Origin of the sequence: Morganella sp. TYF_1, from assembly GCF_043105645.1 — a bacterium.
Classification (GTDB): domain Bacteria; phylum Pseudomonadota; class Gammaproteobacteria; order Enterobacterales; family Enterobacteriaceae; genus Morganella; species Morganella morganii_B.
In genome coordinates this window covers 70374-96197 of record NZ_JBICLU010000027.1, presented here as the reverse complement: position 1 = coordinate 96197, position 25824 = coordinate 70374, and the positions used below count along the sequence as shown (strand labels likewise).

Sequence of the window (25824 nt, the reverse complement as noted above, 5' to 3'; positions counted from 1 at the left end):
CGGTGATAACCCGGTCAGAGCCATAAGCAATGTCAATTACGTGAGCTGATCACCCGTTTTGACCATTAATGCGGTTTCCCCCGGTCAGACCACAGGGTTTAATTTGCATAAAAATGCATTTTTCCGCATAATAATAAAGTTCGTATCCAAATTTGCAGGAAAGACTATGCGCGCACCTTCTAAACAGGAAGATCTGATCAAGGCGTTTAAGGCGCTGTTGAAAGAAGAGAAATTCAGCTCTCAGGGGGAGATCGTCACTGCCCTGCAGGAAGAGGGCTTTGAGAATATTAACCAGTCCAAGATTTCCAGGATGCTGACCAAGTTCGGTGCTGTCCGCACCCGTAACGCGAAAATGGAAATGGTTTACTGTCTGCCTGCGGAACTGGGCGTTCCGACAGCCACCAGCCCGTTAAAAAACCTGGTGCTGGATATTGATTACAATGACTCGGTGGTGGTTATCCGTACCAGTCCGGGCGCAGCGCAGCTGATTGCCCGTCTGCTGGACTCCATCGGTAAATCCGAGGGCATTCTCGGCAGTATCGCCGGAGATGACACTATTTTCTCGACACCGGCCAAAGATTTCACCACAGAACAGCTTTACGAGGCGATTCTCGCCCTGTTCGAACAGGAACTGTAATCCGCCGTCAATCATAAAAAAACCGCGTGGCACTGATGCACCACGCGGTTTTTTATGTCTTCTCAGATTACTTCAGCTTTTCCAGCAACTTATCGTGGATACCGCCGAAGCTGCCGTTGCTCATTACCAGGATATGATCCCCCGGCTGTGCATGTTCAGCCACCATATTGACCAATGTATCCTGGTCACCGGTCCAGTATGCCGGTTGTACACAGCGCTCGGTAATATCACTGACCAGCCACGGAATATTCGCCGGCTGGAAGATAAAGACTTCATCCGCACGCCCCAGCGCAGGCGCGATATCATCTTTGCTGATCCCCATTTTCATGGTGTTCGAACGCGGCTCCAGAACCACGAGGATGCGGGCCGTACCGCCGACTTTACTGCGCAGCGCCTGTAATGTGGCCAGAATCGCGGTCGGGTGATGCGCAAAGTCATCATAAACACTGATACCGTTCACCTCACCGCGCAGCTCAAGGCGGCGGCGGGCGTTGATAAATTTGCCCAGCGCACAGCAGGCTTCCGCCACCGGTACACCAACGTGATGTGCGGCAGCCACCGCCATCAGGGCGTTCTGCATATTATGCTCACCCACCAGTCCCCAGGTCACACGACCGCTGATTTCACCGTCATAGCGCACATCAAACTCAGCGCAGTCATTGGTGACTTTCTCTGCCTGCCAGCGGGCGTTGTCGCCGGTGTACTCTTCCTCACTCCAGCAGCCCATACTGAGCACCTGTTTCAGATTAGCATCCTGCGCCGGGGCGATAATTTTGCCGTCACCCGGTACCACGCGCACCAGATGATGGAACTGTTTTTCAATTGCGGCGAGGTTTTCAAAGATATCCGCGTGATCAAACTCGAGGTTGTTAAGCAGCAGCGTACGCGGGCTGTAATGCACGAATTTTGAGCGTTTATCAAAGAATGCACAATCATATTCATCCGCTTCGATAACAAAGAACGGGCTGTTACCCAACGTGGCGGAAACATCAAAGTTCCCCGGGACACCGCCGATCAGAAAGCCCGGCTGATAGCCGCAGTCTTCCAGAATCCACGCCAGCATACCGGCGGTGGTGGTTTTGCCGTGAGTCCCGGCAACCGCCAGCACCCAGCGCTCCGGTAATACATGGTCATGCAGCCACTGCGGACCGGAGGTGTAAGGGATCCCCTGGTTCAGCACCGCCTCAACACACGGGTTTCCGCGTTTCATGGCATTGCCGATCACCACCATATCCGGGCGCGGCGTCAGCTGAGCCGGGTCGTACCCCTGAATCAGTTCGATCCCCTGCTCTGTCAGTAAATCACTCATCGGCGGGTAGACATTCTGATCCGAACCGGTCACTTTGTGCCCCTGTGCGCGGGCCAGGATAGCCAGGCTGCCCATGAAGGTACCGCAGATACCGAGAATATGAATATGCATTATTTTTTATCCAATAGCATGACGTTGGTCACTATTCTAACCATCTCTCAAAAGAACTGAAACGGATTAGCCTATCAATTATGATTTTCTTTGGCTAAACTTGCACCCGCGTTTACGGGCAACCGCTTTCGTAATACTTTTATTTCACCCACTTCAGGACGTACGTCATGAAAACATTAGGCGAATTTATCGTCGAAAAACAGCAGGACTTTTCTCACGCCACCGGAGAACTGACTGCACTCCTCTCCGCGATTAAGTTAGGCGCTAAGATTATTCACCGTGATATTAACAAAGCCGGGCTGGTTGATATCCTTGGTACTAATGGTATCTCTAACGTGCAGGGCGAAGTCCAGATGAAACTGGATCTCTATGCCAACGAGAAACTGAAAGCCGCGCTGAAAGCCCGTGGTGAAGTTGCCGGTATTGCCTCCGAAGAAGAAGACGACATTGTTGTTTTTGAGGGCGGCCGTGCGGAAAACGCCAAATATGTGGTTCTGATGGATCCGCTCGACGGCTCATCCAACATTGATGTGAATGTGTCAGTCGGTACTATCTTCTCTATTTATCACCGTATCACCCCGCTGGGCCAGCCGGTCACCGAAGCTGACTTCCTCCAGCCGGGTAACCGCCAGGTCGCTGCCGGTTATGTGGTGTACGGCTCTTCCACCATGCTGGTTTACACCACCGGCAACGGTGTTCACGCCTTCACCTATGACCCGTCTCTGGGTGTGTTCTGCCTGTGTCAGGCCGATATGAAATTCCCGGAAAACGGCAAAATGTATTCCATCAACGAAGGGAACTACATCCGTTTCCCTGTCGGCGTGAAAAAATACATCAAATACTGTCAGGAAGAAGATCCTGCGACAGATCGCCCGTACACCACCCGTTATATCGGCTCTCTGGTAGCGGATTTCCACCGTAACCTGCTCAAGGGCGGGATCTACATCTACCCGAGCACCGCAAGCCATCCGAACGGCAAACTGCGCCTGCTGTACGAGTGCAATCCGATGTCATTCCTCGCGGAACAGGCAGGCGGTAAAGCGAGTGACGGTAAAAACCGTATCCTCGATATCATTCCGGAAAAACTCCACCAGCGTTCGCCGTACTTTGTCGGCACCCGCACCATGGTCGAGAAAGCAGAAAGCTTTATGGCGGAATTCCCGGACGAAAACGGGAAGTAACCAACAGTAAGAGAAGGAAAAGGCGGTATACCACCGCCTTTTTTTCGTTATAATATCCGCCACGCTATTTGTTCTGAAGATTAAGGAATCCGTTCATGAGCCTGAATAATGTTCCGGCAGGTAAAGAGCTGCCAGAAGATATCTATGTCGTTATCGAAATCCCTGCCAACGCAGATCCGATTAAATACGAAGTTGATAAAGAATCCGGCGCACTGTTTGTTGACCGTTTCATGTCAACCGCCATGTTCTACCCGTGCAACTACGGTTACATCAACCACACCTTATCTCTGGATGGTGACCCGGTAGACGTGCTGGTCCCGACGCCGTATCCGTTACAGCCGGGTTCAGTGATCCGCTGCCGTCCTGTCGGCGTGCTGAAAATGACCGACGAATCCGGTGAAGATGCCAAACTGGTTGCGGTTCCGCACACCAAACTGAGCAAAGAATACGATCACATCAACGATGTGAACGATCTGCCTGAGCTGCTAAAAGCACAGATCACCCACTTCTTCGAGCACTACAAAGATCTCGAAAAAGGCAAATGGGTGAAAGTTGACGGCTGGGAAGATGCCGCCGCCGCTAAAGCTGAAATCATTGCTTCTTTCGAACGCGCCGCGAAAAAATAATCCGCAGTCCGTTTCAGAGACAAAAAAAACCGCTGTTTTCACAGCGGTTTTTTTATTCACAGGGAAATCATTCGCTTTCCGGGTCTTCTGCCTCGTGCCGTTTCAGCCAGTCACCGCTGTTTATCTTCACCAGTCCGTCCACCGGACGCTGATATAAGTAAATCCAGGCACTGCCGTAAGGCGTTGAAACCAGTTCACGCCGGTAATCCTGACCATCTTTTTTTAATTCATCCAGCTCAGTCAGGATCGACGAGGAGATCCGGTACACTTCACATTCGATCGAACCGGTTCCCGGTACCACCGCAGGATAGTGTCCCAAATCATACAGGTCATAGCCTTCAAGCGTATATTCTCCCAGCAGGGCGGCATAGGTCATCCAATGATGGTTGCCCTGTTTCTGCCGCAAACTGCCATAAACGATCACTCGCATATATTAAAACTCAAACTGATAAAGCAGATCGATCGCCTGGTTAAGACCAGACACCGCTTCCAGATATAACCTGGGCATTAACCTATAGCGTAACGTTAAGGTTGCTAAAGAGTCAAATATACCGACACCATATTTTACCTGCAGATCATTGGTTATCTTACCGCTGACCACAACCTGCGACTTATCGCCCACGCCCTGGGTATCCAGTGCCAGATCCGAAATACCGAATGTTTCACCAATTTTTCCGACTAACTGCCCGCTTTGTGCCACCCCGAGACTGATAAGCATGGATGTCATCTGCGAACTGTCTGCATCACCGGAATCCAGCCCCTCACCACGCAACAGGTAAGAGAGCGCATTTTCCTGGGACATGGCCGGATCTGAAAATATTTCCACTTTCGGTCTGTCAGCAAGCCCGGTCACGCGGACACCCGCAATCACACCGTTGGCGGTGTTATCCGGGTTACGGATCGCTTCCAGATTAAGGAACGGCTGGTCAGCCGGACCGGAGAACAGGATCTGACCTTTGCGCACCAGCAGATCCTGCCCGTAAGCATGGAAGCGCCCTTGCGGAATATCCACCTGTCCGTTAAGTCCCAGTCCCTGTTTATCCTGAGCGACTTTCAGATCCCCGGTCAGTCTTGCTTTCAGGCCGAAGGCATCCAGCAGAACATCATCACCGATATGGATCCGCAGATTACTCAGGATCGGAATGCTGGTCTGTTTCTCACGGATTGGCTGTAAGTTGTCATCCAGCATCACTTCGTCGGATGTGGCGCTGACAGCGGAATCCGGGACTTCATGCACGGTAATCCGCGCCCACGGAATATTCACCGTCCCGTCCAGTTTCAGCATCGACGGTGTCGCCTCAAAGACCAGATCCGGGCTGACATCAATCCGGATCATCGGCGGCAGGGAAACGCGCAGTCTGTCACCCTGCGCGAAAATCTTCGCACTCCAGGCATCCATTCTGCGCCAGTCCGCGTTACCGCTGAGGTTGAGATACCCTTCCGGCGTTTTGATGTTTCCGCTCAGATCAGAACGGGCGCCATCGAAATTAACCGTCAGCCCGCCGGTCGTGATATCAAACGGCAGCAGACGACCGCTGACCGCGAGATCCGATAATCCCAGCTGACCAAACAGCAGCGGCGACGCGGCATTACCGCCCAGACGCAGGCCTGCATTCAGCCGTCCGGTGGCTTTATCGCCTTTGCCCAGCAGCGGTTTCAGCAGATCCAGCGAGATATTATCGATGCCGACATTCCCGCTCAGCTGGCGGCGTTTCTCCAGATCAGAAATCTGGACACTACCGTTAATCTTCCCGTTACCGGCGATAGCAATCAGCCACTGAAGATTGAGTTTGCCGTTCTTCATGGCGGCGGTCATGGTCAGGGTGTCAAATGCGACCGGCAGATTTGTGCCGTCGAGATTCTGCACCACTTTCACGCCGTTGCCTTTCAGAGATGCATCCACCACCGGCTGTGAACCGTCCGCAAACCAGCGGACATTGGCATTACCGCTGAATACACCGTCCAGCTGGGTATCCTGGCCGAGGAACGGTTTAATCATCGCCAGATCAAAACGTTCAAGGGCAACCGATGCATTACCGGAAGCCCCGGCAGTGATCGGTTTCGGTACACAGATTCGGGCATCCGGATTCACCCAGCAATGGGTGCCGATGGTCACTTCCTGTTTTTCATTCAGATAGGTCAGCGCCATTGCCTTGCTGAGTGACCACTCACCCACCGGTGTGTCAAAGCGGGTATTATTCAGCGTCCCTTTCCAGGTTTCGGTTTTGCGGTCAAACCCGCCGTTCAGCATCAGCTGTGCCGAGACCGGCTCGCCTTTCATGGTCAGTTTCAGCTGGTGCTGTGCTTCGGTGCCTTTGGCATTCAGGGTCAGATTGCTGATCACCAGATCAGCCTGTTTCAGCTGATTCACGGTCACATCCAGCTGACCTTTGATCTGCTCTGCGGAGGTGATATCCCCTTTGATTTTCGCATTCGCCACCGACAGATCGTTCTGCCATTTCAGGTTGCTGACGGCCAGATCGGCGAGGATCTGTGGTTTTTCCATATTACCGCGAACATTGAGCTTCCCTTTGATGGTTCCCGCCAGCCCCGGAACCAGGCCGCCGAGCGCCGGTGCATTGATATCCGCATCCAGCTTCCAGTTATCCGCCAGCTCGCCCCGCACGTCCAGTTTATTGTTGCCCAGCGCCAGTTTCAGATCCGGGATCGTCCACTGACCGCCCGCGTTACCTTTCACATTACCGCGCGCTTTCAGCGGATAGGTCTTCACTTTACCGTCAAGGGTGATATCCGGGATTTCAAGCTCCCAGTTACCGCCGTACAAACTGCCCCGGGTACTGATTTTGCCGTCCACTTTGGCCGGCCACTCCGGATAGGCTTTCGCCGTGTTCAGGCCGGAGAGCGTCAGGACAGCCTGCCAGCTGATGGCTTTCTGCCAGTCCGCCACCCCGGTCACTTCCGCAAAGCCCTGTAACGCATTCAGGCGCAGCCGGGTGAGATTGAGCTGTTCAGTATTCCCTTTCGCATCCAGGGTCAGCAGCGCAGGCGGGATGTCCTTTCCTTTGATATCCGAACGCAGGGAGAGATCGTAACCGCTCACTTTTCCGTTAAGGCGCAGTTTCACGCCATCAAGCTGATAATCCGCCTCACCGGTCAGCGGCCAACTGACTTTCTGACTCTCCAGGGTCAGCAGCAGCGGCAGATCGGCCTGCGTCAGGTTGGTCTGTGCATCCAGCGTGGCATTGACCGGCCCTTTCAGTGCCAGCACCAGTTTCAGCTCATCCAGCAGCCCGCCGTTCAGGGTAAGGTCGAGATCCTGCCCGCTGAATTCCTCAAAATCACGGACATGACCTTTCACCGACAACGCCACCGGCCATTTTTCACTGAGCGCCACTTCCCCGCTGACCACAATATTGCCCTGCGGTGCATCCGCAGACAGATCGCTGAGGGTCAGCACCTGACCTTTGTTAAACAGCGCCAGGTGCAGGGAATTGAGCGTTACCGGCGTATCACCGCTCACCTGCCAGTTCTCACCGGAAATACCTTCCACTGAAATATTCAGCGGCAGAATAACCTCCGGCAGTTCTGCCAGCATCGGCTGAGCAAAAATCTCACTGATGGTTTCACCTAACGGCTTCTCCGGTACATCCGTTGCCGGTGCCGGTTCTTCTGCCGCAGCCGGATCACTTTTCGGCAGCACAACGGAAAGGGCATTAATCACCGTGGGTTTCAGGGTCAGCTGGTCGCCCTGCCAGGTCATGGCGGTGCGGAAGGTGTCCAGATTTACCGCCATATCGTCCACGGTGACCTGTGTATTGGTCACGGAGAGAGAATCCAGGAATATGGTCAGTGGTGCATTCAGCTCCGTCAGCGGCTCTGACGGCGGGGTTTCTTCTGACGGCGGCAGTTTTGCCGTATCAACAGCAACCCGCGTGCCATCCGTGCTGAGGTTTTCAACGCAGAGTGTCATGTCTTTCAGGCAGCTCAGGCGCAACGCCAGGTTCACCTTATCCACGCTGACATCAATACCCGGCATGGTGTATTTCACCTGCTTCAGGGTCAGATTACGCAGATCCCCCTCAACCTGACCAATAGCCAGGCCGGAAACCACACGTGGCGCCAGATTCAGCGCAAAATGCAGGCCGGACTGTGTGCCCAGGACCCAACCGAGTGTGCCGCCAATCAGCAGAATGAGTACCAGCAGAATGATTGCCGGCCATTTCAGATACTTCAGCCATTTCATCAGAGTTCTGCCCCCAATCCGATATAAAACTGGATATTTTTCGTCTGGTCATCCCCGACCGGTGCCGCAAGGTCAAATTTGATCGGCCCGACCGGTGATGCCCAGCGTACCCCGACACCGGCACCGGTTTTGAAATTACTCCGCTTGATATCATTCACCACTTCACCGCTGTCCACAAATACCGCACCCCACCAGTCGCCGGTCACGTTGTACTGGTATTCCAGCGAACCGACCACCATCCGCGAGCCACCGGTCAGTTTGCCGTCAGCATCCTCCGGTGAGATTTTGTTGTAACGGTAACCCCGGATACTGCCGTCGCCACCGGCGAAGAAACGCAGATCCGGCGGGACCTTGTCGAAATTATTGGTTTCAATCCAGCCGAGATTGCCGCGCATCACAAAACGGTGCCCATCCCACGGTGTTCGTATCCAGACGTTACGGGCACGGAAAATGGAAAAATCCACATCCGAGCCCCACATTTCATTGGAAACATCCACTGAGTAGCGCTGACTGTCCCCCCACGACGGCATCATCCCGCCCCGCGAACGGACACGGCTGACATTCACCCCCGGATAGAGCAGCATAGTGGTGTTGGTGATATCCGCCTGGGTAAAGTGACTGAGACTCCAGCGCATATTGATACCGTACTGCCAGCCGGTGGATAAATCCCAGTTACGGGAAACACTGACTGTCGCGGTATCGGCTTTGGTATCGTTCAGATCGGTACGCTTATACCCGCCGGAGACGGCGTAGTACTGCTCAATCGGATTAACCTTCAGCGGGATACGGTATGAGGTATCAATGATCTGTTCCGGGGCGGACAGGCTGATACTGGAGGTCAGACTGTGGCCTCTTGAGTTCACCCACGGCTTATTCCATTTCGCCTGAACACGCGGCCCCACATCGGTGGCAAAACCGCCGCCCAGCTCAACGAAGTTTTGCGCACGCGGCGTAAATGAGGCGTCCATAGTCAGATAATCGCTGTTATCCTCCCGCGCTTTTGCAATGTCCGGGGTGACGATAGCGGACTGAAACCAGCCGGTTTCCGCCAGCAGACGGTTAAATTCCGCCAGCTGTTCCGAGGTGTAGTAATCGCCCTCTTTAAACGGTACCAAACCTTCCAGATAGGCATCGCTGATTTGCGAGCCCTGGTAATTCACTTTACCGAAACGGTATCGTTTGCCGCTGTTGAATACAAAATCCCAGTAAGCCGCATGACGGGAAAGCGCAATACCGAGCTGGCTTTTTTCCATCTCGGCATCAAAATAGCCGCGTTTTAAGGCAAGCCCGGATAATCCGCTTTTAAAACTTTCATACTCGCCGTGATTGACGACAGTCCCGGTTTCAGGTGTATTTTTAGTAATGAATTTTTTGAATGCGGGATCCGTTTTTGCCGCACCTTCGATATCCACGGTCACCCCGGCAATTTTAACCGGTTCCCCCGGGACGACACGGGCATACAACACCGGACGCGCAGGCGGTGCGTTGTCCTGATAATCAAAGGTGATCACCGGCTCATAATACCCCAGCGGACGAAGCCCTTCTTTGATGGCTTTTTCCACCCGGGCACGAAAACGGCCGTCAGCCACGACTTCATCGGTCGTGATAGTGGAAAGCTGGACTCTTGCATTTTTTTCAAGTTGCCCGTCGAGCCCTTCCACTTTTAAGCGAAGATTTGCACTATAGGCCAGAGGGGATGTGAGAGACACAGCGACAACACAAACAAGAGGGTACCGGATCACATCAACTCCTGAATTTCTGAGATTTGACTGAGATAAATGAAAATTATTTGAAGTTTACTATAGATACATAAGATAAATAACCTGAAATCTGCTGATAATGCACCGATTATTCTTAAACAGGAGCCACCGCAAATGACACAAAACACTACTCAATACCCGCAGGATACTGTTGTATCTCCTGTTTCTGCCGCCGATGCACTGCCTGACAGCGCCGTGGCACTGACCATCAGCCCGCGCCATACCGTAACCGGCCATGATGTGAACCATGTACCTGACGGCTTTGATACCGCGTATTTCGCCATGGGCTGCTTCTGGGGCGTGGAGCGCCTGTTCTGGCAGCAGCCGGGCGTATACAGCACCACCGCCGGTTATACAGGTGGCACAACAAAAAATCCGACCTATGACGGTGTCTGCACCGGCAACACCGGTCATGCTGAAGCTGTCCGCGTGGTCTACGACCCGTCCGTTATCAGCTACGCCGATCTGCTGCGTCTGTTCTGGGAAAACCACGACCCGGCACAGGGCATGAAACAGGGCGGCGATATCGGCTCACAGTACCGTTCGGCAATTTACACTCAGTCTGACAGCCAGCGCGTGCAGGCACTTGCCTCGCGTGAGCAGTACCAGCAGGCCATGAATGAGAATCACGACAGCCGCAGTATCACCACGGCTATCCGCCCGCTCGGGCCGTTTTATGTGGCGGAGGATTACCACCAGCAATACCTGGATAAGAACCCGGAAGGCTACTGCGGACTCGGCGGGATCGGTGTTTGCCTGCCGCCTTCGCTGAGAAACTAGCCGCTTTTCCCCTTCCGGTGCTATACTGCACATCCGCGCACAGACAAATTGGATGTTCTGTGCGCCTTTCTTTTTTAATATCCGATACTTACGCTCTATATATCTAAAATAACCGGTCGCCACGCATAATCAACAACAGCGCGCCCAGAGGCAATCGTGCCGGCCATTCGGAACTTATATGTTAAATAGTTTATTAATCGTCCTGTTACTGTGCGCGATCAGCGCATTCTTTTCGTTATCTGAAATATCACTGGCCGCCTCGCGGCGTATCAAACTCAAAGTCATGATTGACGAAGGCAATACCAATGCCGCCCATGTGCTCCGTTTGCAGGAAGCACCGGGGATGTTCTTCACCGTGGTGCAAATCGGCCTGAACGCCGTGGCGATCCTCGCCGGTATTGTCGGTGAATCCGCCTTTTCACCGGCGCTGCGCACCCTGTTCGGTAATTTTATGGCTGATGCCGCCGCACAGCAGCTCGGTTCAGTACTGTCATTTATCATTGTGACCTCCATGTTTATCCTGCTGGCGGATCTGACTCCGAAACGTCTCGGCATGATCAAACCGGAAGCGGTCGCCATCCGGATTGTCCAGCCGATGCGTTTTTGCCTGACGGTACTGCGCCCGCTGGCCTGGTTGTTTAACGGGTTATCCAATCTGTTCTTCAAATTATTCAAAATTCCGCTGGCGCGAAATGAAGATATCACCTCAGATGATATTTACGCGGTGGTGGAAGCGGGCGCGGTCGCCGGTGTGCTGCGCAAGCAGGAACACGAACTGATCGAAAACGTGTTTGAGCTGGAATCCCGTACCGTGCCGTCCGCCATGACCTCCCGTGAGAGCGTGGTCTATTTCGACAAGCAGGAAAACGAAGAGAGCATCAAAGAGAAGATCTCCACGCAGCCGCACTCGAAATTCCTGGTGTGCGACGGCGGGCTGGATCATGTGCTCGGTTATGTCGATTCCAAAGATCTGCTCAACCGCGTGCTGAACGGCCAGAGCCTGAATCTGCACGAAGGTGTCCAGATCCGCCCGGCACTGATGATCCCGGATACCCTGAGCCTGTCAGACACGCTGGAGAGCTTTAAGAATGCCGGGGAAGACTTCGCTATCATTCTGAATGAATACGCCATGGTGATGGGTGTTATCACTATCAATGACGTGATGATTACCCTGATGGGGGATCTGGTCGGTCAGGGACAGGAAGAACAGATTGTCGCCCGTGATGAAAATTCCTGGCTGATTGAGGGCGGTACCCCGATTGAGGATGTGCAACGGGTGCTGGATATCGACGATTTCCCGGATGACAGCAACTACGAAACCATCGCCGGGTTCCTGATGTACAAACTGCGCCGCATCCCGAAACGGACAGATTCCGTGAAATTCTCAGGCTACAAATTTGAAGTGGTGGATATCGATAACTACAAGATTGACCAGCTGCTGGTCACACGTATTGCGGATACACCGGTAATGCCGCGTCCGTCAGCGGCGGAAAGCAGTAAAGAGGGTCAGTCTGACGTGGCACACGGCGAACAGCACCAAAAACCGTAAAACTAACCCTTCTTCAATCAGTCAGGTATTGTGATTTATGCCAGCTGCGCCTGCAGCAACGATACCTGCTGATTAATTTCACTCATTGCACTCAGATGGCGTTTGTCTCTGATTTTCGGCGGTAAAATCTTGCCATAGTCAAATTCAAACGCGCCCATTCCCTGTATATACAGGCGGCCGCGGAATAAGGTTTTCACGTAGCGGGCGATCTGAGCCGGGTTGTAACGGGCGAAAATTTTCATCGTACTTATGTCCTCCCCTTTACCTTTTCTTTCATGCCTAAGGTATGACTCAATTCTACCACCCGGGTTCATTAATCAAATGATTTAATCACTATTTTTACATAAAATGACACTTCACTACGATTTACTTCACAAATCAGAGTGAAAATCGATCACTGTCACACTATAACAGCGGAATAATAACCTCATAATTACTATAAGTTTTATAAATAATGTGAGGCTGAAACACCGGGATTAGTGTCAGCAGATACGGAATGTAACAGGCGGGAAAAAATCAGTGTAATTTGCATAACCATGCAAATTACACTGTTATTCAGGAATAAAATGGCAGTCAGAAACTGCTGACGCGGAATCCCGGGTTTATCAGCGATTCACGCGGTGTATAGTCGAGCGTTTTTCCGCTCCAGTCCGTGATATGTGCCCCTGCAGCAAGAGCAACGGCGTGTCCGGCTGCTGTATCCCAGATGTGGGTCGGGTTGAAACGGGGATAGAGCTGGGCTTTACCTTCCGCCACCAGGCAGAATTTGAGGGATGAGCCGATAGCACGGGTTTCATGCGGCCCCAGCTGCTCCAGATAATCCGCCAGTTCCGCATCCTGATGTGAGCGGCTGATCACCACCATCGGCAGATCCGTGTTCACCACTTTGATCGCCATCCGCTGCCCGCCCCGCTCACGCCAGGCGTGTTTGCCTTCTGCCAGATAGAGCACATCCGGTACCGGGGCATACACCACGCCCATTACCGGTATACCGTCAGAAATCAGGGCAATATTGACCGTAAATTCACCGTTGCGGCTGATGAATTCTTTGGTGCCGTCGAGCGGGTCCACCAGCCAGTATTGTGTCCAGTGCTGCCGCTCAGACCATGGCTGCGGATCTTCCTCTGACAGCACCGGGATGTCCGGTGTCAGGGCTTTCAGTTCCTGCACAATAATGTGGTGCGCAGCTAAATCCGCAGCGGTCAGGGGGGAGTTATCCGCTTTGGCGGAAATGGTCAGTGTGTCGGGATGATGGTAGATATCCATGATTGCATCGCCCGCCCGCCGGGCCAGCAGACAAATTTGATTGAGCATCCTTCACCTCTTTCACAAAACGGTTAGTGAGTCGCGTAATCCTGTTCACGTCTCCGGAGACCTGAGTATAGAAATAAAAATGGCCGGTGAAAACCGGCCATTTCGCATATTCTGTTATTGCTGACAAAGAGAGATTACAGGATCTCCAGCAGCTCCACTTCGAATACCAGTGTGCTGTACGGCGGGATCGCTGCACCGGCACCGCGCTCACCATAAGCCAGGTTGCTCGGGATATACAGTTCCCACTTGGAGCCGACCGGCATCAGGGTCAGTGCTTCAATCCAGCCTGCGATCACGCCGTTTACCGGGAATTCAGCCGGTTCACCGCGCTGTACAGAACTGTCGAATACAGTACCGTCGATCAGACGACCGGTGTAGTGAACACGGACACGGTCAGTACGGGCCGGGATAGCTCCGTCACCCTGATTAATGACAGAGAACTGCAGGCCGCTTTCTGTAGTGGAAACGCCGTCTTTCTTCGCGTTTTCTTCCAGGAAACGTATCCCGTCTTTGACCAGTTCAGCCTGTTTTTCATTGCGGACAGCATCAGCACGCTCATGCATTTCACGCAGGGCACGATGCAGAACATCCACCGCCACCGCCGGCTGGTTATTTTCCAGTGCATCGGTGATACCGGCCAGGATAGCTTCCGGTACTAATCCGCTCAGCCCGGATTCCTGTAATTGCTGGCCGATTTGTAAGCCGATTCCGTAGCTTGCCTGTGCTTCCATCGTGTCAAAAGTCGGTTGTGTCATGAGAGATACCTGAGTAATAAGTAAGACAGACAAGCATAACAGCAGGATGTACCCCGGTAAACCCGATAATCAGTGAAAGCTGATGCAACACGGCGATTCCCGGAAAACAGCGCAATCAATTTATAAAACAGGACTAATTCCGAATAATTTCAGTAAGTCTGCTGCTACACTGGAACAATACCGGATGATAATGATTCATGCTGAACAGCGGGAGATTATGATGAGACTACTGCCAAAGCGCCATTTTTACGCTATCGCCGCCATTGCGCTGATTGTCATGCTGATCCTGTTTTTCTGGCCCGCTGCACAGAAACCACCGGTGACCGTTCCGCCTCAGAATATCACGCTGACGCCACCGGCTGATCCGCTGGGTGATCTGATCGCTGAGCAGACCGGCACACCACCGGAGACATCATCCGGTATCCCGGATTTGCCGCTGCCGGATAATCTCCCGCCCGGCGCACTGAATACCGAACCAGCCCCGCAACCGGAGACCACAACGCCTGCTGCTGAACCGCCGCCTTCTGCCCCTTCCGCCCCTTCCGCCCATTCCGCCCATTCCGCACCGGACAGACAGCTCGTGGCACAACAGTTTACGGTGAAAAAAGGTCAGACGATTGCGCAGGTATTCCGCAGCAAAGGTTTACCGGTGGATGATTTATTCCGGATGACCGCCGCTGAAGGCCCGCAAAAACCACTGAATCAGGTAGAAGCAGGGGATAAAATCCGGGTGATTTACGGGAAAGGAAAAACCATTTCAGAGCTGAGAATTGATAAGGCTAACGGGCAGTCCGCCACCTTTAAACGACAGAAAGACGGCAGTTACCGCCGCTCTTAATCTCTGTGTTTACCGCATAAAAAAAACGCTGGCCTGAGCCAGCGTCTTTCAAAGATGTTTACCGTGTAATCAGCGATTACTCAGCAACAATCTTCACATTCAGTTCTGCAAACACGTCGCTGTGAACCTGGAAGTGAACTTCGTGATCACCCAGAGTACGCAGAACGCCGTTTGGCAGACGAACTTCGCTTTTCGCCACTTCAACGCCTGCTGCAGTTACAGCATCAGCGATGTCACGGGTACCGACAGAACCGAACAGTTTACCTTCGTCACCCGCTTTGGAAGACAGAGTCACAACGCCCAGGGCATTGATTTTTTCTGCACGAGCGTGTGCTGCTGCCAGAACGTCAGCTAATTTAGCTTCCAGTTCTGCACGGCGCGCTTCGAAGAATTCGATGTTTTTCTTGGTTGCAGGAACTGCTTTACCTTGCGGTACTAAGAAGTTACGTGCATAACCAGATTTAACATTTACCTGGTCGCCCAGGCTGCCCAGGTTTGCTACTTTATCAAGCAGAATAACTTGCATTACCTTATCCTCTTAAAGTCATTAATGGACTGTGCCGATTACTGATGACGATCAGTGTAAGGCAGTAAAGACAGGTAGCGTGCACGCTTGATAGCACGAGCGAGCTGACGCTGATATTTCGCACTGGTACCGGTGATACGGCTTGGTACGATTTTACCACTTTCAGTGATGTAGTTTTTCAGCGTAGCGATGTCTTTATAATCAATCTCTTGAACGCCTTCTGCGGTGAAACGGCAGAATTTACGACGACGGAAATAACGTGCCATATGGCTAGTCTCCAGAATCTATCAATTCAATATGTTCGGCATGAAGAACCAGTTTCGATAATCCATTTCGCCCCTGATGGGTGCTGATGAATCCCTGAACGGTTATCTGACTGCCGACCGTTATACTGCGAGTAATGGTTTGGATCGTCTGTCCGCTGGCAACCACGGGCATTCTGCACCATGCCTGCCGGGTGAGTCCGGCTTCCTGCTGTTGTGAGCGGTGCTCAAGCACAAACTGACAATGCGGAATTCCGGCCGGGCTGACTTTCCGGATGGGTTCCCTGCACACTGTGCCGGATAACACCAGACGGTTAGCGGACACCGTTATTACTCTTCAGTTTCCTCAGCTTCATCATTTTCTTCAACGTCGTCAGACATGTCGCGCGGGCGACGTTCGTCTTTCGCTTTAACCATTGGAGAAGGTTCAGTCACCGCGTGCTTAACGCGCATAACCATGCTGCGGATAACGGCATCATTGAAGCGGAAAATAGTTTCCAGCTCGTCAATCACTTCCTGCGGAGCTTCAACGTTCAGCAGAACGTAGTGTGCTTTGTGCAGTTTGTTGATTGGGTAAGCCAGTTGGCGACGACCCCAGTCTTCGAGACGGTGGATCTGACCTTCTGCGTTAGTAATAGCAGTTTTATAACGCTCGATCATTGCCGGTACTTGTTCGCTCTGGTCCGGATGAACCATGAAGACGATTTCGTAATGACGCATTAGTAGTGCTCCTTACGGATTATTAGCCTCCTGTCCGGGCAACCGCAACCCTGAGAGGCAAGGAACTTGTTTAAGTGCGGCTGAAAAATTTGACGCATAACTATACTCATACCCGCCTCAAAAGACAAGGTAATAAGTGTGTGATGCGGGATTATTTTCCGCGCTGACGCACAGCCTCAAACAGGCAGACGCCTGTTGCCACCGAGACATTCAGGGAGGATACCGCCCCGGCCATCGGAATGCTGATCAGTTCATCGCACAGGTCGCGGGTCAGGCGGCGCATGCCTTCTCCTTCCGCACCCATCACCAGCGCCACCGGGCCGGTCATTTTGCTCTGATACAGATCATGAGTCGCTTCACCGGCCGTGCCGACAACCCAGATATTTTCGTCTTTCAGCTGGCGCAGTGTGCGGGCCAGGTTAGTGACACGGATAAGCGGTACACTTTCCGCCGCGCCGCACGCGACTTTTTTCGCTGTCGCATTCAGCTGTGCGGAGCGGTCTTTCGGAATGATCACCGCATGCACACCGGCGGCATCTGCGGTACGCAGACAGGCACCGAGGTTGTGCGGATCGGTCACACCGTCGAGCACCAGCAAAAACGGTATTTCATGCTCTGCCAGCAGATCAGGCAGATCCTGCTCCTGATACTGACGGCCGCCTTTGACTTTGGCAATAATGCCCTGATGAACAGCCCCTTCGGTCTGGCCGTCCATCCACTGACGGCTGGCCACCTGGACGCGGATACCCGCGGCTTCCAGAGCATGCACAACCGGAGTCAGACGGCGGTCTTCACGCCCTTTTAAGATAAAGACTTCAAGAAAACGGCTGGGATCACGCGCCAGCAGAGCATCCACGGCGTGGATACCATAAATAATTTCACTCATAACGTTCCGTTTGTTGCGGGACAATAAGCGTAATGAGGCGGTAACGCCTCATTACGGGAAGAGATAAACCAAAGGCGGTTACTTCGCGGCTTTTTTCTTCGCGCGTTTCGCCTTTATATTGGCCTCGATTTTTTTGGTCCGGGCTGATTTTTTGCTTTTCGGGGCTTTCGGGCCGTCCTCTTTTTTCTTCTTGCGGAACGCGCTGTCCGGTTCGAAGTTTTTGTCGCGGCGCGGATCCCCTTTCTTACCGTCCCGGCGCTTGTCCCCGCGTTCACCGGTTTTTGCCCGGGTTCTCGCGGTTTTGCCTTCATTACGGGCACGGCGGGTGGTTGAAATCAGCGCGAAATCAATGGTGCGCTCATCCATGTGTACTGCTTCCACCCGGATTTCAACTTCATCACCCAGGCGGTATACATTCGAGGACGATTCACCAATCAGACGCTGACCGACATTATCGTAGCGGTAGTAATCGTTATCAAGTGTTGATACGTGTACCAGGCCATCGATAAACAGATCATTAAGACGGACAAAGAAACCAAAGCCGGTCACGCTGGTGATAAGCCCGGTAAAGACATTCCCCACCTGATCCTGCATAAAGTCGCACTTCAGCCAGTCCGCCACATCACGGGTGGCTTCATCGGCACGGCGCTCCGTCATGGAGGTATGTTCACCGAGCTGGAGCATACTCTGCATATCATAATGCCATGCACCGGTCTGTGATTTCGCCTCGCCGCGCTCTTTTGCCAGCAGGTACTTAATCGCACGGTGCAGGCTCAGATCCGGATAACGGCGGATAGGTGAGGTAAAGTGGGCATACGCCGGTAACGCCAGACCAAAGTGGCCGCGGTTATCCGGATCATAAATCGCCTGTTTCATCGAACGCAACAGCATGGTCTGTAACAGCTCATGGTCAGGACGCTCCGCCACTTCCAGCATGACACGGGCGTAATCTTTCGGCTCCGGTGTCAGACCGCCCGGCAGCGTCAGCCCCAGCTCATTAAAGACGGTACGCAGATTGATGACGCTGTCTTCTTTCGGACGATCATGCACACGGTACAGCGCCGGTTCGTTGTTTTTCTCAACAAAGCGTGCCGCCGCAACGTTCGCCATGATCATGCACTCTTCGATCAGTTTGTGTGCATCGTTGCGCAGTACCGGCTCGATACGCTCAATGCGTTTTTCCGCATTGAAAATAAATTTCGCTTCTTCGGATTCAAAGGCAATCGCACCGCGCTCATCACGGGCTTCCGCCAGTGCTTTATAGAGTTTGTGAAGTTCTTCCAGGTGTTTGACCAGCGGCGCGTAGTGTTCGCGCAGCTCTTCATCCCCTTCGAGGATTTTCCACACTTTGGTGTAGGTCAGACGGGCGTGGGAACTCATTACCGCTTCATAGAAACAGTAACCGGAAAGCTTACCTTTTGCCGAAATGGTCATTTCACACACCATACACAGGCGATCAACCTGCGGGTTCAGTGAACAGACCCCGTTAGACAGCACTTCCGGCAGCATCGGCACAACCTGTGACGGGAAGTAAACCGAGGTTCCCCGGCTGCGGGCTTCGTCATCCAGCGCCGTCTGCGGACGCACATAATAGCTGACGTCAGCAATCGCCACCCACAGACGCCAGCCGCCGCCGCGTTTGGCTTCGCAGTGTACCGCGTCATCAAAGTCACGGGCATCTTCGCCGTCGATAGTCACCAGCGGCAGGTCGCGTAAATCAACACGGCCTTTTTTGGCGGATTCCGGTACTTCCTCGCGGATATCCGCGACCTGGCGTTCCACCTGTTCAGGCCAGGTGAACGGAATTTCATGTTTGCGCAGGGCAATATCCACCGCAATACTGGTGCCCATTTTCTCGCCCAGCACTTCAGTGATAACCCCGAGCGCCTGCACGCGCTTGCCCGGACGGCGGGTCAGTTCCGCCACCACGATATTCCCCATCCGTGCGCCGTTAATCGACTCTTTCGGGATCAGAATATCAAAGCACAGGCGGCTGTCATCCGGCACGACAAATCCCATGCCTTCTTCGGTAAAGTAACGGCCGACAATCTGGCCGGTTTTTGGCTCAACGACACGCACAACGCGTGCTTCGCGGCGGCCTTTGCGATCAGCTCCCATCACCTGAACCAGGATCACATCCCCGTGGATGCATAATTTCATCTGATCCTGCGGGATGTAGAGATCGTCTTTTTGTCCTTCGACACGCAGGAAACCGAAACCATCACGATGGCCGATCACGGTGCCTTTAATTAAATCAAGACGTTCCGGCAGTGCGTAGCACTGACGACGGGTAAAGACCAGCTGCCCGTCACGCTCCATGGCGCGCAGACGACGGCGCAGGGCTTCCTGAGCCTCTTCACCGCTGATCCCCAGTTCCTGAGCGATATCGTCGCGGCTCACCGGTTTGGTGTGGCGGCGGACGGTTTCAAGAATAAATTCACGGCTCGCGATCGGGGATTCGTATTTTTCCGCTTCGCGCTCACGGTAAGGGTCGTTTGATTGTTTTTCCACTGACATTGTATCCTCCGTGGTTTCTGAACGGCGTTATTCGTCCGTCAGTAACAATTTATAAAGATGCTGATTGTCCTGCACCATATCAGCGAGCGTGTGTTTATCCAGTTCCTGTAAGAACTCCCGGATGGCTTTATTCAGTACCGACTTCAGCCGGCAAGCCGGGGTAATGTGACAAAATTCACCGCTGCAGTTCACCAGTGTTAACGGCTCGAGCGCGCGGACAACCTCACCGATACCTATAGTATTAGCAGGTTTTCCCAGGCGGATCCCGCCATTTTTGCCGCGAATCGCCTCGACATAACCCAAATGGCTCAATTGGTTAATTATCTTGACCATATGGTTACGGGATACGCCGTAAACGTCCGTCACTTCCGTAATACTGGTCATTTTACCATCAGGAAGTGACGCCATATAAATCAGCGCCCGCAAGCCATAATCTGTAAAACTGGTTAACTGCACATTTTACCCCGGAAATTCTGTGAACCCGTACGGGGGAACACATGATAAGTAATGGATAATCATTATGTGTGTCTTTTGCTTATTAAGCAAAATTTGTCGTTAAAAACGCCGGGGTTCCTGTCATTACACAGTCAGAAATCCCGGCGTCAGAAAACAAAAGGCCGGACAAACATGCCCGGCCCTGACTGGTATCACCTGAACGATCTTATGCGTCGAACGGGTCGCGCAGGATCATCGTTTCAGAACGATCCGGACCGGTTGAAATAATATCAACAGGAACACCTGTCAGTTCTTCAATGCGGCGGATGTAATCCAGTGCAGCCTGAGGCAGTGCTTCGCGGGTCTTCGCCCCGAACGTGGTTTCAGTCCAGCCCGGCATCACTTCATAGATTGGCTCGATGCCTTCCCAGTTATCCGCAGCCAGTGGTGTGGTTTCAATGATTTCACCATTCGGTAAACGGTAACCGACACACACTTTCACTTCTTTCAGACCATCCAGCACATCCAGCTTGGTCATGCAGAACCCTGACAGGGAGTTAATCTGCACAGCGCGGCGGATAGCAATGATGTCCAGCCAGCCGCAACGGCGGCTGCGTCCTGTGGTCGCACCGAACTCCTGGCCTTTGGTACGCAGGTATTCACCGGTTTCATCAAACAGTTCGGTCGGGAACGGACCGGCACCCACGCGGGTAGAGTAAGCTTTGATGATACCCAGGACATAATCCACATAACGCGGACCTAAACCGGAACCGGTGGCAACACCGCCGGCAGTGGTGTTTGAGGAGGTCACATACGGATAGGTACCGTGGTCGATATCCAGCAGTGTACCCTGCGCGCCTTCAAACATCACCAGCTCACCGTTAACGGTGGCTTTGTACAGCAGATCAGACACATCCACAACCATACCGGTCAGGATATCCGCCACTGCCATGATTTCGTCCAGGGTTTTCTGATAGTCAACCGCAGGCTCTTTGTAGTAGTTCACTAACTGGAAGTTGTGATACTCAAGGATTTCTTTCAGTTTCTGAGCGAAGGTCTCTTTATCGAAGAGATCACCCACGCGCAGACCGCGACGGGCAACTTTATCTTCGTATGCAGGCCCGATACCGCGCCCTGTTGTGCCGATAGCTTTCGCGCCGCGTGCTTTCTCACGGGCATTATCCAGCGCAACATGATAAGGGAGGATCAGCGGACATGCTTCAGAAATCAGCAGACGCTCACGCACCGGAATACCACGCTCTTCCAGTGCAGTCATTTCTTTCAGCAGTGCATCGGGTGCGAGTACAACACCGTTAGCAATGATGCTGACGACGTTTTCGCGGAGAATACCTGACGGAATTAAATGCAGGACGGTTTTCTCACCGTTGATAACCAGAGTGTGACCCGCGTTGTGGCCACCTTGATAACGAACAACATACTTAGCCCGTTCAGTCAGCAAGTCGACGATTTTGCCCTTGCCCTCGTCACCCCATTGGGTGCCCAATACGACAACGTTCTTACCCATTTCGTTTTTACCTGGTTGCTTAAAAAAGGATTCTAGCATCTCATGACCGCCCTTTCAGCACTTTTTATCCACTTTATGAAAGTCACCTGATCAATGTCCATAATAAAGCCCGCCTAAGCGGGCTTTCTTCATCAGAGTGCGACCATCAGCATGCTGACGATTTTTCAGTACCGGTTATGCGGTTACCGGACTTACTGGCCTGAAGCCGGACGCAATGATGTCGGTGCCTTCATGTAACGGAAGAAATCCGTATCCGGGCTTAACACCATAATGTCGTTGCCATCGGGTTTGAAGCTTTGCTCATAAGCACGCAGGCTTCGGATAAACGCATAGAAATCCGGGTCCTGACTGAATGCATCCGCAAACAGTTTAGCGGCTTCCGCATCACCCGCACCACGCAGGGAGAGTGACTGGCGCTCCGCTTCGGCCAGGATTTCAGTACGGGTTTTATCTGCCACCGCACGAATCTTCATGGCTTCTTCCAGACCCTGTGAGCGGTGACGACGTGCCACAGCTTCACGTTCTGCACGCATACGCTGGAAGATAGCTTCGGAGACTTCCGCCGGCAGGTTAATCTGCTTGATACGGACGTCCACCACTTCGATACCTAACGCCGCCATACTGTTCGGATTCACCTGAGGCTGTGCGCCTTTGGTTTCTTCCTGAACACGCGCTGCCGCATCGGCAATAGCGTTATCAGCATCAGTTGCCTGCGGATCGTTACCGGAGCTCCCTTCGTTCAGTGCATTTTTGACTTCCGTCGTTAATGTACCGCGGGAATCCGTCACAATCTCTTTCACGCTCAGACGACCGAACTCAGAACGCAGACGGTCACTGAATTTACGCTTCAGCAGGTTTTCAGCCTGATTAATATTACCGCTGTTTGTTGCGAGATAATACAGGCTGAAATCACTAATCCGCCATTTCAGGTAAGAATCGACGATCAGGTCTTTGTTTTCGTTTGTCAGGAAACGGTCAGCCTGGATATCCAGTGTCTGGATACGGGCAGGCAGCATTTTCACTGTTTCAATAAACGGTACTTTCAGGTGCAGACCCGGTTCATAGACAATCGGTTTGTTCTCCGCATCACGCAGAACTTTACCAAAGCGCAGCACAATACCGCGCTCGGTCTGCTGAACGGTAAAGACAGACGCATACAGAACGCCTAAAACCAGAATAACAATAACGGCTAAATACTTACGCATGATTATTGTCTCCCTGTGCGTTCAGTGTTACCACGGATACCCGAACTGCTGAGATCATACGTGTTGTTGTATTCAGCGGGTACATTCGGATTCCGGGTGCTGTTTTGTGCCTGACGGCCTGCCGGTGCCTGTGTTGCCGGTGCGGATGATGACGAGGCAGCGGCTTTCGCCGGTGCAGTCTGAGAAGCAGCTCTCTGCTCACGCATAATCTGATCCAGCGGCAGCACCATCATGCTGTTGCTTTTATCATTGGCAATCACTTTACGGGTATTGCTCAGCACACGTTCCATTGTCTCAATGTACAGACGTTCACGGGTGATATCCGGTGCCGCACGGTATTCCGGCAGCATTTTCGAGAAGCTGGCCACTTCACCGCGCGCTTTCAGCACGATACTGGCTTTATACGCCTGTGCGCTTTCGATCATGCTTTGCGCGTTACCTTTTGCCAGCGGCAGAACTTCGTTCGAGTACGCTTCCGCTTCACGGATGGACTGCTGTTCGTTTTCACGCGCGGCAATCACGTCATCGAATGAGGCCTGGACTTCAGCCGGCGGACGGGCTTCCTGGAAGTTGACGTCGACAATCGCAATCCCCATTTTATAAGGTCTGATTGTCTCTTCGAGAACTTTCTGGGTTTCGTTACGGACCACGGTACGGTTCGCCGTCAGGATTTTCTCCATGGTGAACTTACCGATAACCCCGCGCACCGCACTGTCCATCGCCTGACGCAGACTGTTGCCCGGGTTGGTGACGCTGAAGAGATACTCTTCCGGGTTCACAACCTGGAACTGGACGTTCATATTGACGCGGACGACGTTTTCGTCAGCCGTTAACATCATGCCGTTGGTCGCCAGATCCTGGACGGTCGCCACATCAACCGCAGTGACGCGATCAATGAATGTCGGTTTCCAGTTCAGACCCGGCTGAACCACATGACTGAATTTACCGAAACGGGTAACCACGCCTCGTTCCGTTTCTTTAATCGTATAGAAGCCGGTTGCGGCCCAGACAACAACAATGGCGGCAATGGCGAGACTGATAATTCGTCCGCCGGCAAACTGTACCGGAGGACGATTGTTTCCGCCGGACTGCCCGTCATTATTATTTCCGCCTTTACCGCCACCCAGACCACCGAGTTTTCTGCTCATTTTCCGGAACAGATCGTCGAGATCAGATGCCCCACGGTTCCGGCCGCCTTTGTTACCGTCGGAGTTGCCGCCTTTATTGCTGCTCCCCCACGGGTCGCGGTCCTGTCCGTTATTACCGGGCTGATTCCACGCCATGCCTTCGCTCCACTCTTTTATGATCGGTTTTTCAGGGCTAAGAGCACAAAAACGCGCTCTCAATCAATATATTACGCCGCTGATAATCAGATAACGTAATCGGCTAACTGTTGTTCCTGCTTGCAGAGGCGGCGCCAGTCAACAATGGGCAGCCTGATTTCAAGGCAAATCCGGCCATCATCATCAAGCCACTCACGTTCAATCGCCTGAAGCTGATAAAAACGGCTGCGCAGACGGCCCTCCGAAGGAGGCAGACACAATTCCAGGTGTGCGATCTCACCGGAAAGGCGTTCCGTCAGCGCCCGGAACAACAACGGGATCCCTGCTCCGGTCTGTGCTGAAAGCCAGACCCTGACCGGCAGGTTATCCTCATTTCTGTCGATACGCGGTTCGAAATCGTCCAGCATATCGATTTTATTCATCACTATCAGAACCGGAATTTCATGTGCATCAATCTCTTCCAGAACTGTATTAACCGCATGAATATTTTCATCCACACGGTTATCCGCCGCATCCACCACATGAAGCAGCAGTGTCGCTTCGCGGGTTTCCTGCAGCGTGGCTTTAAATGCCGCCACCAGGTCATGCGGCAGATGGCGGATAAACCCGACCGTATCCGCCAGCACCACCGTGCCGACATCATCGACATCAATCCGCCGCAGGGTTGGATCGAGTGTCGCAAATAACTGATCCGCCGCATAGACTTTCGCATCAGTTATGTGATTAAACAGACTGGATTTCCCGGCGTTGGTGTAACCGACCAGAGACACCGTCGGAATATCCGCTTTGCTGCGCGCCTGACGGCCTTGTCCGCGCTGGCGTTCCACTTTTTCCAGACGCCCTGAAATCTGTTTGATTTTATCCCGCAGCATCCGGCGGTCGGACTCAAGCTGCGTCTCACCCGGCCCCCGCAGACCAATCCCGCCTTTCTGGCGTTCAAGGTGCGTCCAGCCGCGAACCAGACGCGTGGAAAGATGGCGTAACTGCGCCAGTTCCACCTGTAATTTACCTTCATGTGTCCGTGCCCGCTGGGCGAAGATATCGAGGATAACCCCGGTTCTGTCAACCACCCTGCACTGGCATAAACGCTCGAGGTTGCGTTCCTGCGCCGGACTTAAGGCATGGTTAAAGAGCACCACATCGGCGTCACTTTCCATGACAGCATCGGCAATCTCTTCCGCTTTACCTTCACCCGCAAAATATTTCGGGTGCGGGGCACTGCGGCTGCCGGTGACTATCTGAACAGGTGTCACACCCGCGGATGTCACAAGGGATTCAAATTCACTGAGATCATCAGTGTTCTTATCCTGTGAGAAAAACAGGTGGACCAGTACGGCCCGTTCACCGCCTTCATACCTGTCAAACAACGGCAGAACCTCTCAGGCTGAGTGAAAAACACG

Annotated in this window: 24 protein-coding genes; 6 read left to right on the top strand and 18 right to left on the bottom strand. The window is 53.0% G+C overall.

The window, feature by feature from the left end; translation table 11 throughout:
* Window positions 1-166: 166 nt before the first annotated feature.
* Complete coding sequence (argR, locus tag ACF8OF_RS19090; protein WP_004234524.1) at window positions 167-637, top strand: transcriptional regulator ArgR; 471 nt, start codon at window positions 167-169, stop codon at window positions 635-637.
* A 67-nt stretch (window positions 638-704) separates the two neighbouring features.
* On the opposite strand, the gene mpl is transcribed toward argR, so the two are convergent.
* Entirely contained in the window at window positions 705-2057 is a 1353-nt protein-coding gene (mpl, locus tag ACF8OF_RS19085; protein ID WP_392497396.1) for a UDP-N-acetylmuramate:L-alanyl-gamma-D-glutamyl-meso-diaminopimelate ligase, read from the bottom strand.
* A 167-nt stretch (window positions 2058-2224) separates the two neighbouring features.
* On the opposite strand from mpl, the gene fbp reads away from it, so the two are divergent.
* The gene (gene fbp, locus ACF8OF_RS19080; RefSeq protein ID WP_045138781.1) at window positions 2225-3238 is read left to right on the top strand and encodes a class 1 fructose-bisphosphatase; all 1014 of its coding nucleotides are present in this window, start codon (window positions 2225-2227) and stop codon (window positions 3236-3238) included.
* Window positions 3239-3333: 95 nt separating this feature from the next.
* Window positions 3334-3864, top strand: coding sequence for an inorganic diphosphatase (gene ppa / locus ACF8OF_RS19075; RefSeq protein WP_025154536.1), 531 nt, complete (start codon window positions 3334-3336; stop codon window positions 3862-3864).
* 67 nt (window positions 3865-3931) lie between these two features.
* Here the strand turns inward: ppa and ACF8OF_RS19070 are convergent, their stop codons facing one another.
* Genes ACF8OF_RS19070 through ACF8OF_RS19060 form a run of 3 tightly spaced genes read right to left on the bottom strand, consistent with a single transcriptional unit; the run spans window position 3932 to window position 9810 of the window.
* The gene (locus tag ACF8OF_RS19070) at window positions 3932-4294 is read right to left on the bottom strand and encodes a gamma-glutamylcyclotransferase (protein WP_025154537.1); all 363 of its coding nucleotides are present in this window, start codon (window positions 4292-4294) and stop codon (window positions 3932-3934) included.
* Between the two features lie 3 nt (window positions 4295-4297).
* Complete coding sequence (locus ACF8OF_RS19065) at window positions 4298-8068, bottom strand: translocation/assembly module TamB domain-containing protein (RefSeq protein ID WP_392497395.1); 3771 nt, start codon at window positions 8066-8068, stop codon at window positions 4298-4300.
* Window positions 8068-9810, bottom strand: a complete 1743-nt coding sequence (locus ACF8OF_RS19060) for an autotransporter assembly complex family protein (RefSeq protein WP_274371261.1) — start codon at window positions 9808-9810, stop codon at window positions 8068-8070. The genes ACF8OF_RS19065 and ACF8OF_RS19060 overlap by 1 nt, the downstream gene beginning before the upstream one ends.
* A 132-nt stretch (window positions 9811-9942) precedes the next feature.
* On the opposite strand from ACF8OF_RS19060, the gene msrA reads away from it, so the two are divergent.
* Both msrA and ACF8OF_RS19050 read left to right on the top strand, forming a co-directional pair.
* Entirely contained in the window at window positions 9943-10608 is a 666-nt protein-coding gene (msrA, locus tag ACF8OF_RS19055) for a peptide-methionine (S)-S-oxide reductase MsrA (protein ID WP_262861153.1), read from the top strand.
* A gap of 178 nt (window positions 10609-10786) precedes the next feature.
* Entirely contained in the window at window positions 10787-12157 is a 1371-nt protein-coding gene (locus ACF8OF_RS19050) for a hemolysin family protein (protein WP_392497394.1), read from the top strand.
* A 35-nt stretch (window positions 12158-12192) separates the two neighbouring features.
* Here the strand turns inward: ACF8OF_RS19050 and ACF8OF_RS19045 are convergent, their stop codons facing one another.
* From ACF8OF_RS19045 to fklB, 3 genes are all read right to left on the bottom strand, one after another.
* Window positions 12193-12399, bottom strand: coding sequence for a DUF1107 domain-containing protein (locus tag ACF8OF_RS19045; protein WP_004234508.1), 207 nt, complete (start codon window positions 12397-12399; stop codon window positions 12193-12195).
* Window positions 12400-12730: 331 nt separating this feature from the next.
* On the bottom strand, window positions 12731-13471 hold the full coding sequence (cysQ, locus tag ACF8OF_RS19040) for a 3'(2'),5'-bisphosphate nucleotidase CysQ (RefSeq protein ID WP_025154542.1): 741 nt from the start codon (window positions 13469-13471) through the stop codon (window positions 12731-12733).
* Window positions 13472-13605: 134 nt separating this feature from the next.
* Window positions 13606-14226: an FKBP-type peptidyl-prolyl cis-trans isomerase gene (gene fklB, locus ACF8OF_RS19035; protein ID WP_262861150.1), complete on the bottom strand. Its 621-nt coding sequence runs from the start codon at window positions 14224-14226 to the stop codon at window positions 13606-13608.
* Between the two features lie 217 nt (window positions 14227-14443).
* On the opposite strand from fklB, the gene ACF8OF_RS19030 reads away from it, so the two are divergent.
* Window positions 14444-15064 (top strand): LysM-like peptidoglycan-binding domain-containing protein, encoded by a 621-nt coding sequence (locus tag ACF8OF_RS19030; protein WP_392497393.1) that lies wholly within the window; start codon window positions 14444-14446, stop codon window positions 15062-15064.
* A 76-nt stretch (window positions 15065-15140) separates the two neighbouring features.
* Here the strand turns inward: ACF8OF_RS19030 and rplI are convergent, their stop codons facing one another.
* From rplI to hflX, 11 genes are all read right to left on the bottom strand, one after another.
* On the bottom strand, window positions 15141-15590 hold the full coding sequence (rplI, locus tag ACF8OF_RS19025) for a 50S ribosomal protein L9 (RefSeq protein ID WP_025154545.1): 450 nt from the start codon (window positions 15588-15590) through the stop codon (window positions 15141-15143).
* A gap of 38 nt (window positions 15591-15628) precedes the next feature.
* Window positions 15629-15856 (bottom strand): 30S ribosomal protein S18, encoded by a 228-nt coding sequence (rpsR, locus tag ACF8OF_RS19020; RefSeq protein ID WP_004234502.1) that lies wholly within the window; start codon window positions 15854-15856, stop codon window positions 15629-15631.
* Window positions 15857-15860: 4 nt separating this feature from the next.
* Window positions 15861-16178: a primosomal replication protein N gene (gene priB / locus ACF8OF_RS19015; RefSeq protein ID WP_045139169.1), complete on the bottom strand. Its 318-nt coding sequence runs from the start codon at window positions 16176-16178 to the stop codon at window positions 15861-15863.
* Window positions 16179-16183: 5 nt separating this feature from the next.
* Entirely contained in the window at window positions 16184-16573 is a 390-nt protein-coding gene (rpsF, locus tag ACF8OF_RS19010; RefSeq protein ID WP_046894253.1) for a 30S ribosomal protein S6, read from the bottom strand.
* Between the two features lie 151 nt (window positions 16574-16724).
* On the bottom strand, window positions 16725-17459 hold the full coding sequence (gene rlmB / locus ACF8OF_RS19005; RefSeq protein WP_392497392.1) for a 23S rRNA (guanosine(2251)-2'-O)-methyltransferase RlmB: 735 nt from the start codon (window positions 17457-17459) through the stop codon (window positions 16725-16727).
* A gap of 78 nt (window positions 17460-17537) precedes the next feature.
* On the bottom strand, window positions 17538-19976 hold the full coding sequence (gene rnr, locus ACF8OF_RS19000) for a ribonuclease R (protein ID WP_392497391.1): 2439 nt from the start codon (window positions 19974-19976) through the stop codon (window positions 17538-17540).
* A gap of 27 nt (window positions 19977-20003) precedes the next feature.
* Complete coding sequence (gene nsrR / locus ACF8OF_RS18995) at window positions 20004-20432, bottom strand: nitric oxide-sensing transcriptional repressor NsrR (RefSeq protein WP_004241364.1); 429 nt, start codon at window positions 20430-20432, stop codon at window positions 20004-20006.
* 205 nt (window positions 20433-20637) lie between these two features.
* The gene (locus ACF8OF_RS18990; protein WP_046894249.1) at window positions 20638-21936 is read right to left on the bottom strand and encodes an adenylosuccinate synthase; all 1299 of its coding nucleotides are present in this window, start codon (window positions 21934-21936) and stop codon (window positions 20638-20640) included.
* A 191-nt stretch (window positions 21937-22127) separates the two neighbouring features.
* A complete protein-coding gene (hflC, locus tag ACF8OF_RS18985) occupies window positions 22128-23141 on the bottom strand; it encodes a protease modulator HflC (protein ID WP_046894248.1) in 1014 nt (337 codons plus the stop codon).
* Window positions 23142-23143: 2 nt separating this feature from the next.
* Complete coding sequence (gene hflK / locus ACF8OF_RS18980; RefSeq protein WP_279798899.1) at window positions 23144-24424, bottom strand: FtsH protease activity modulator HflK; 1281 nt, start codon at window positions 24422-24424, stop codon at window positions 23144-23146.
* Between the two features lie 86 nt (window positions 24425-24510).
* Window positions 24511-25791, bottom strand: coding sequence for a ribosome rescue GTPase HflX (gene hflX, locus ACF8OF_RS18975; protein ID WP_262882585.1), 1281 nt, complete (start codon window positions 25789-25791; stop codon window positions 24511-24513).
* Window positions 25792-25824 lie beyond the last annotated feature (33 nt).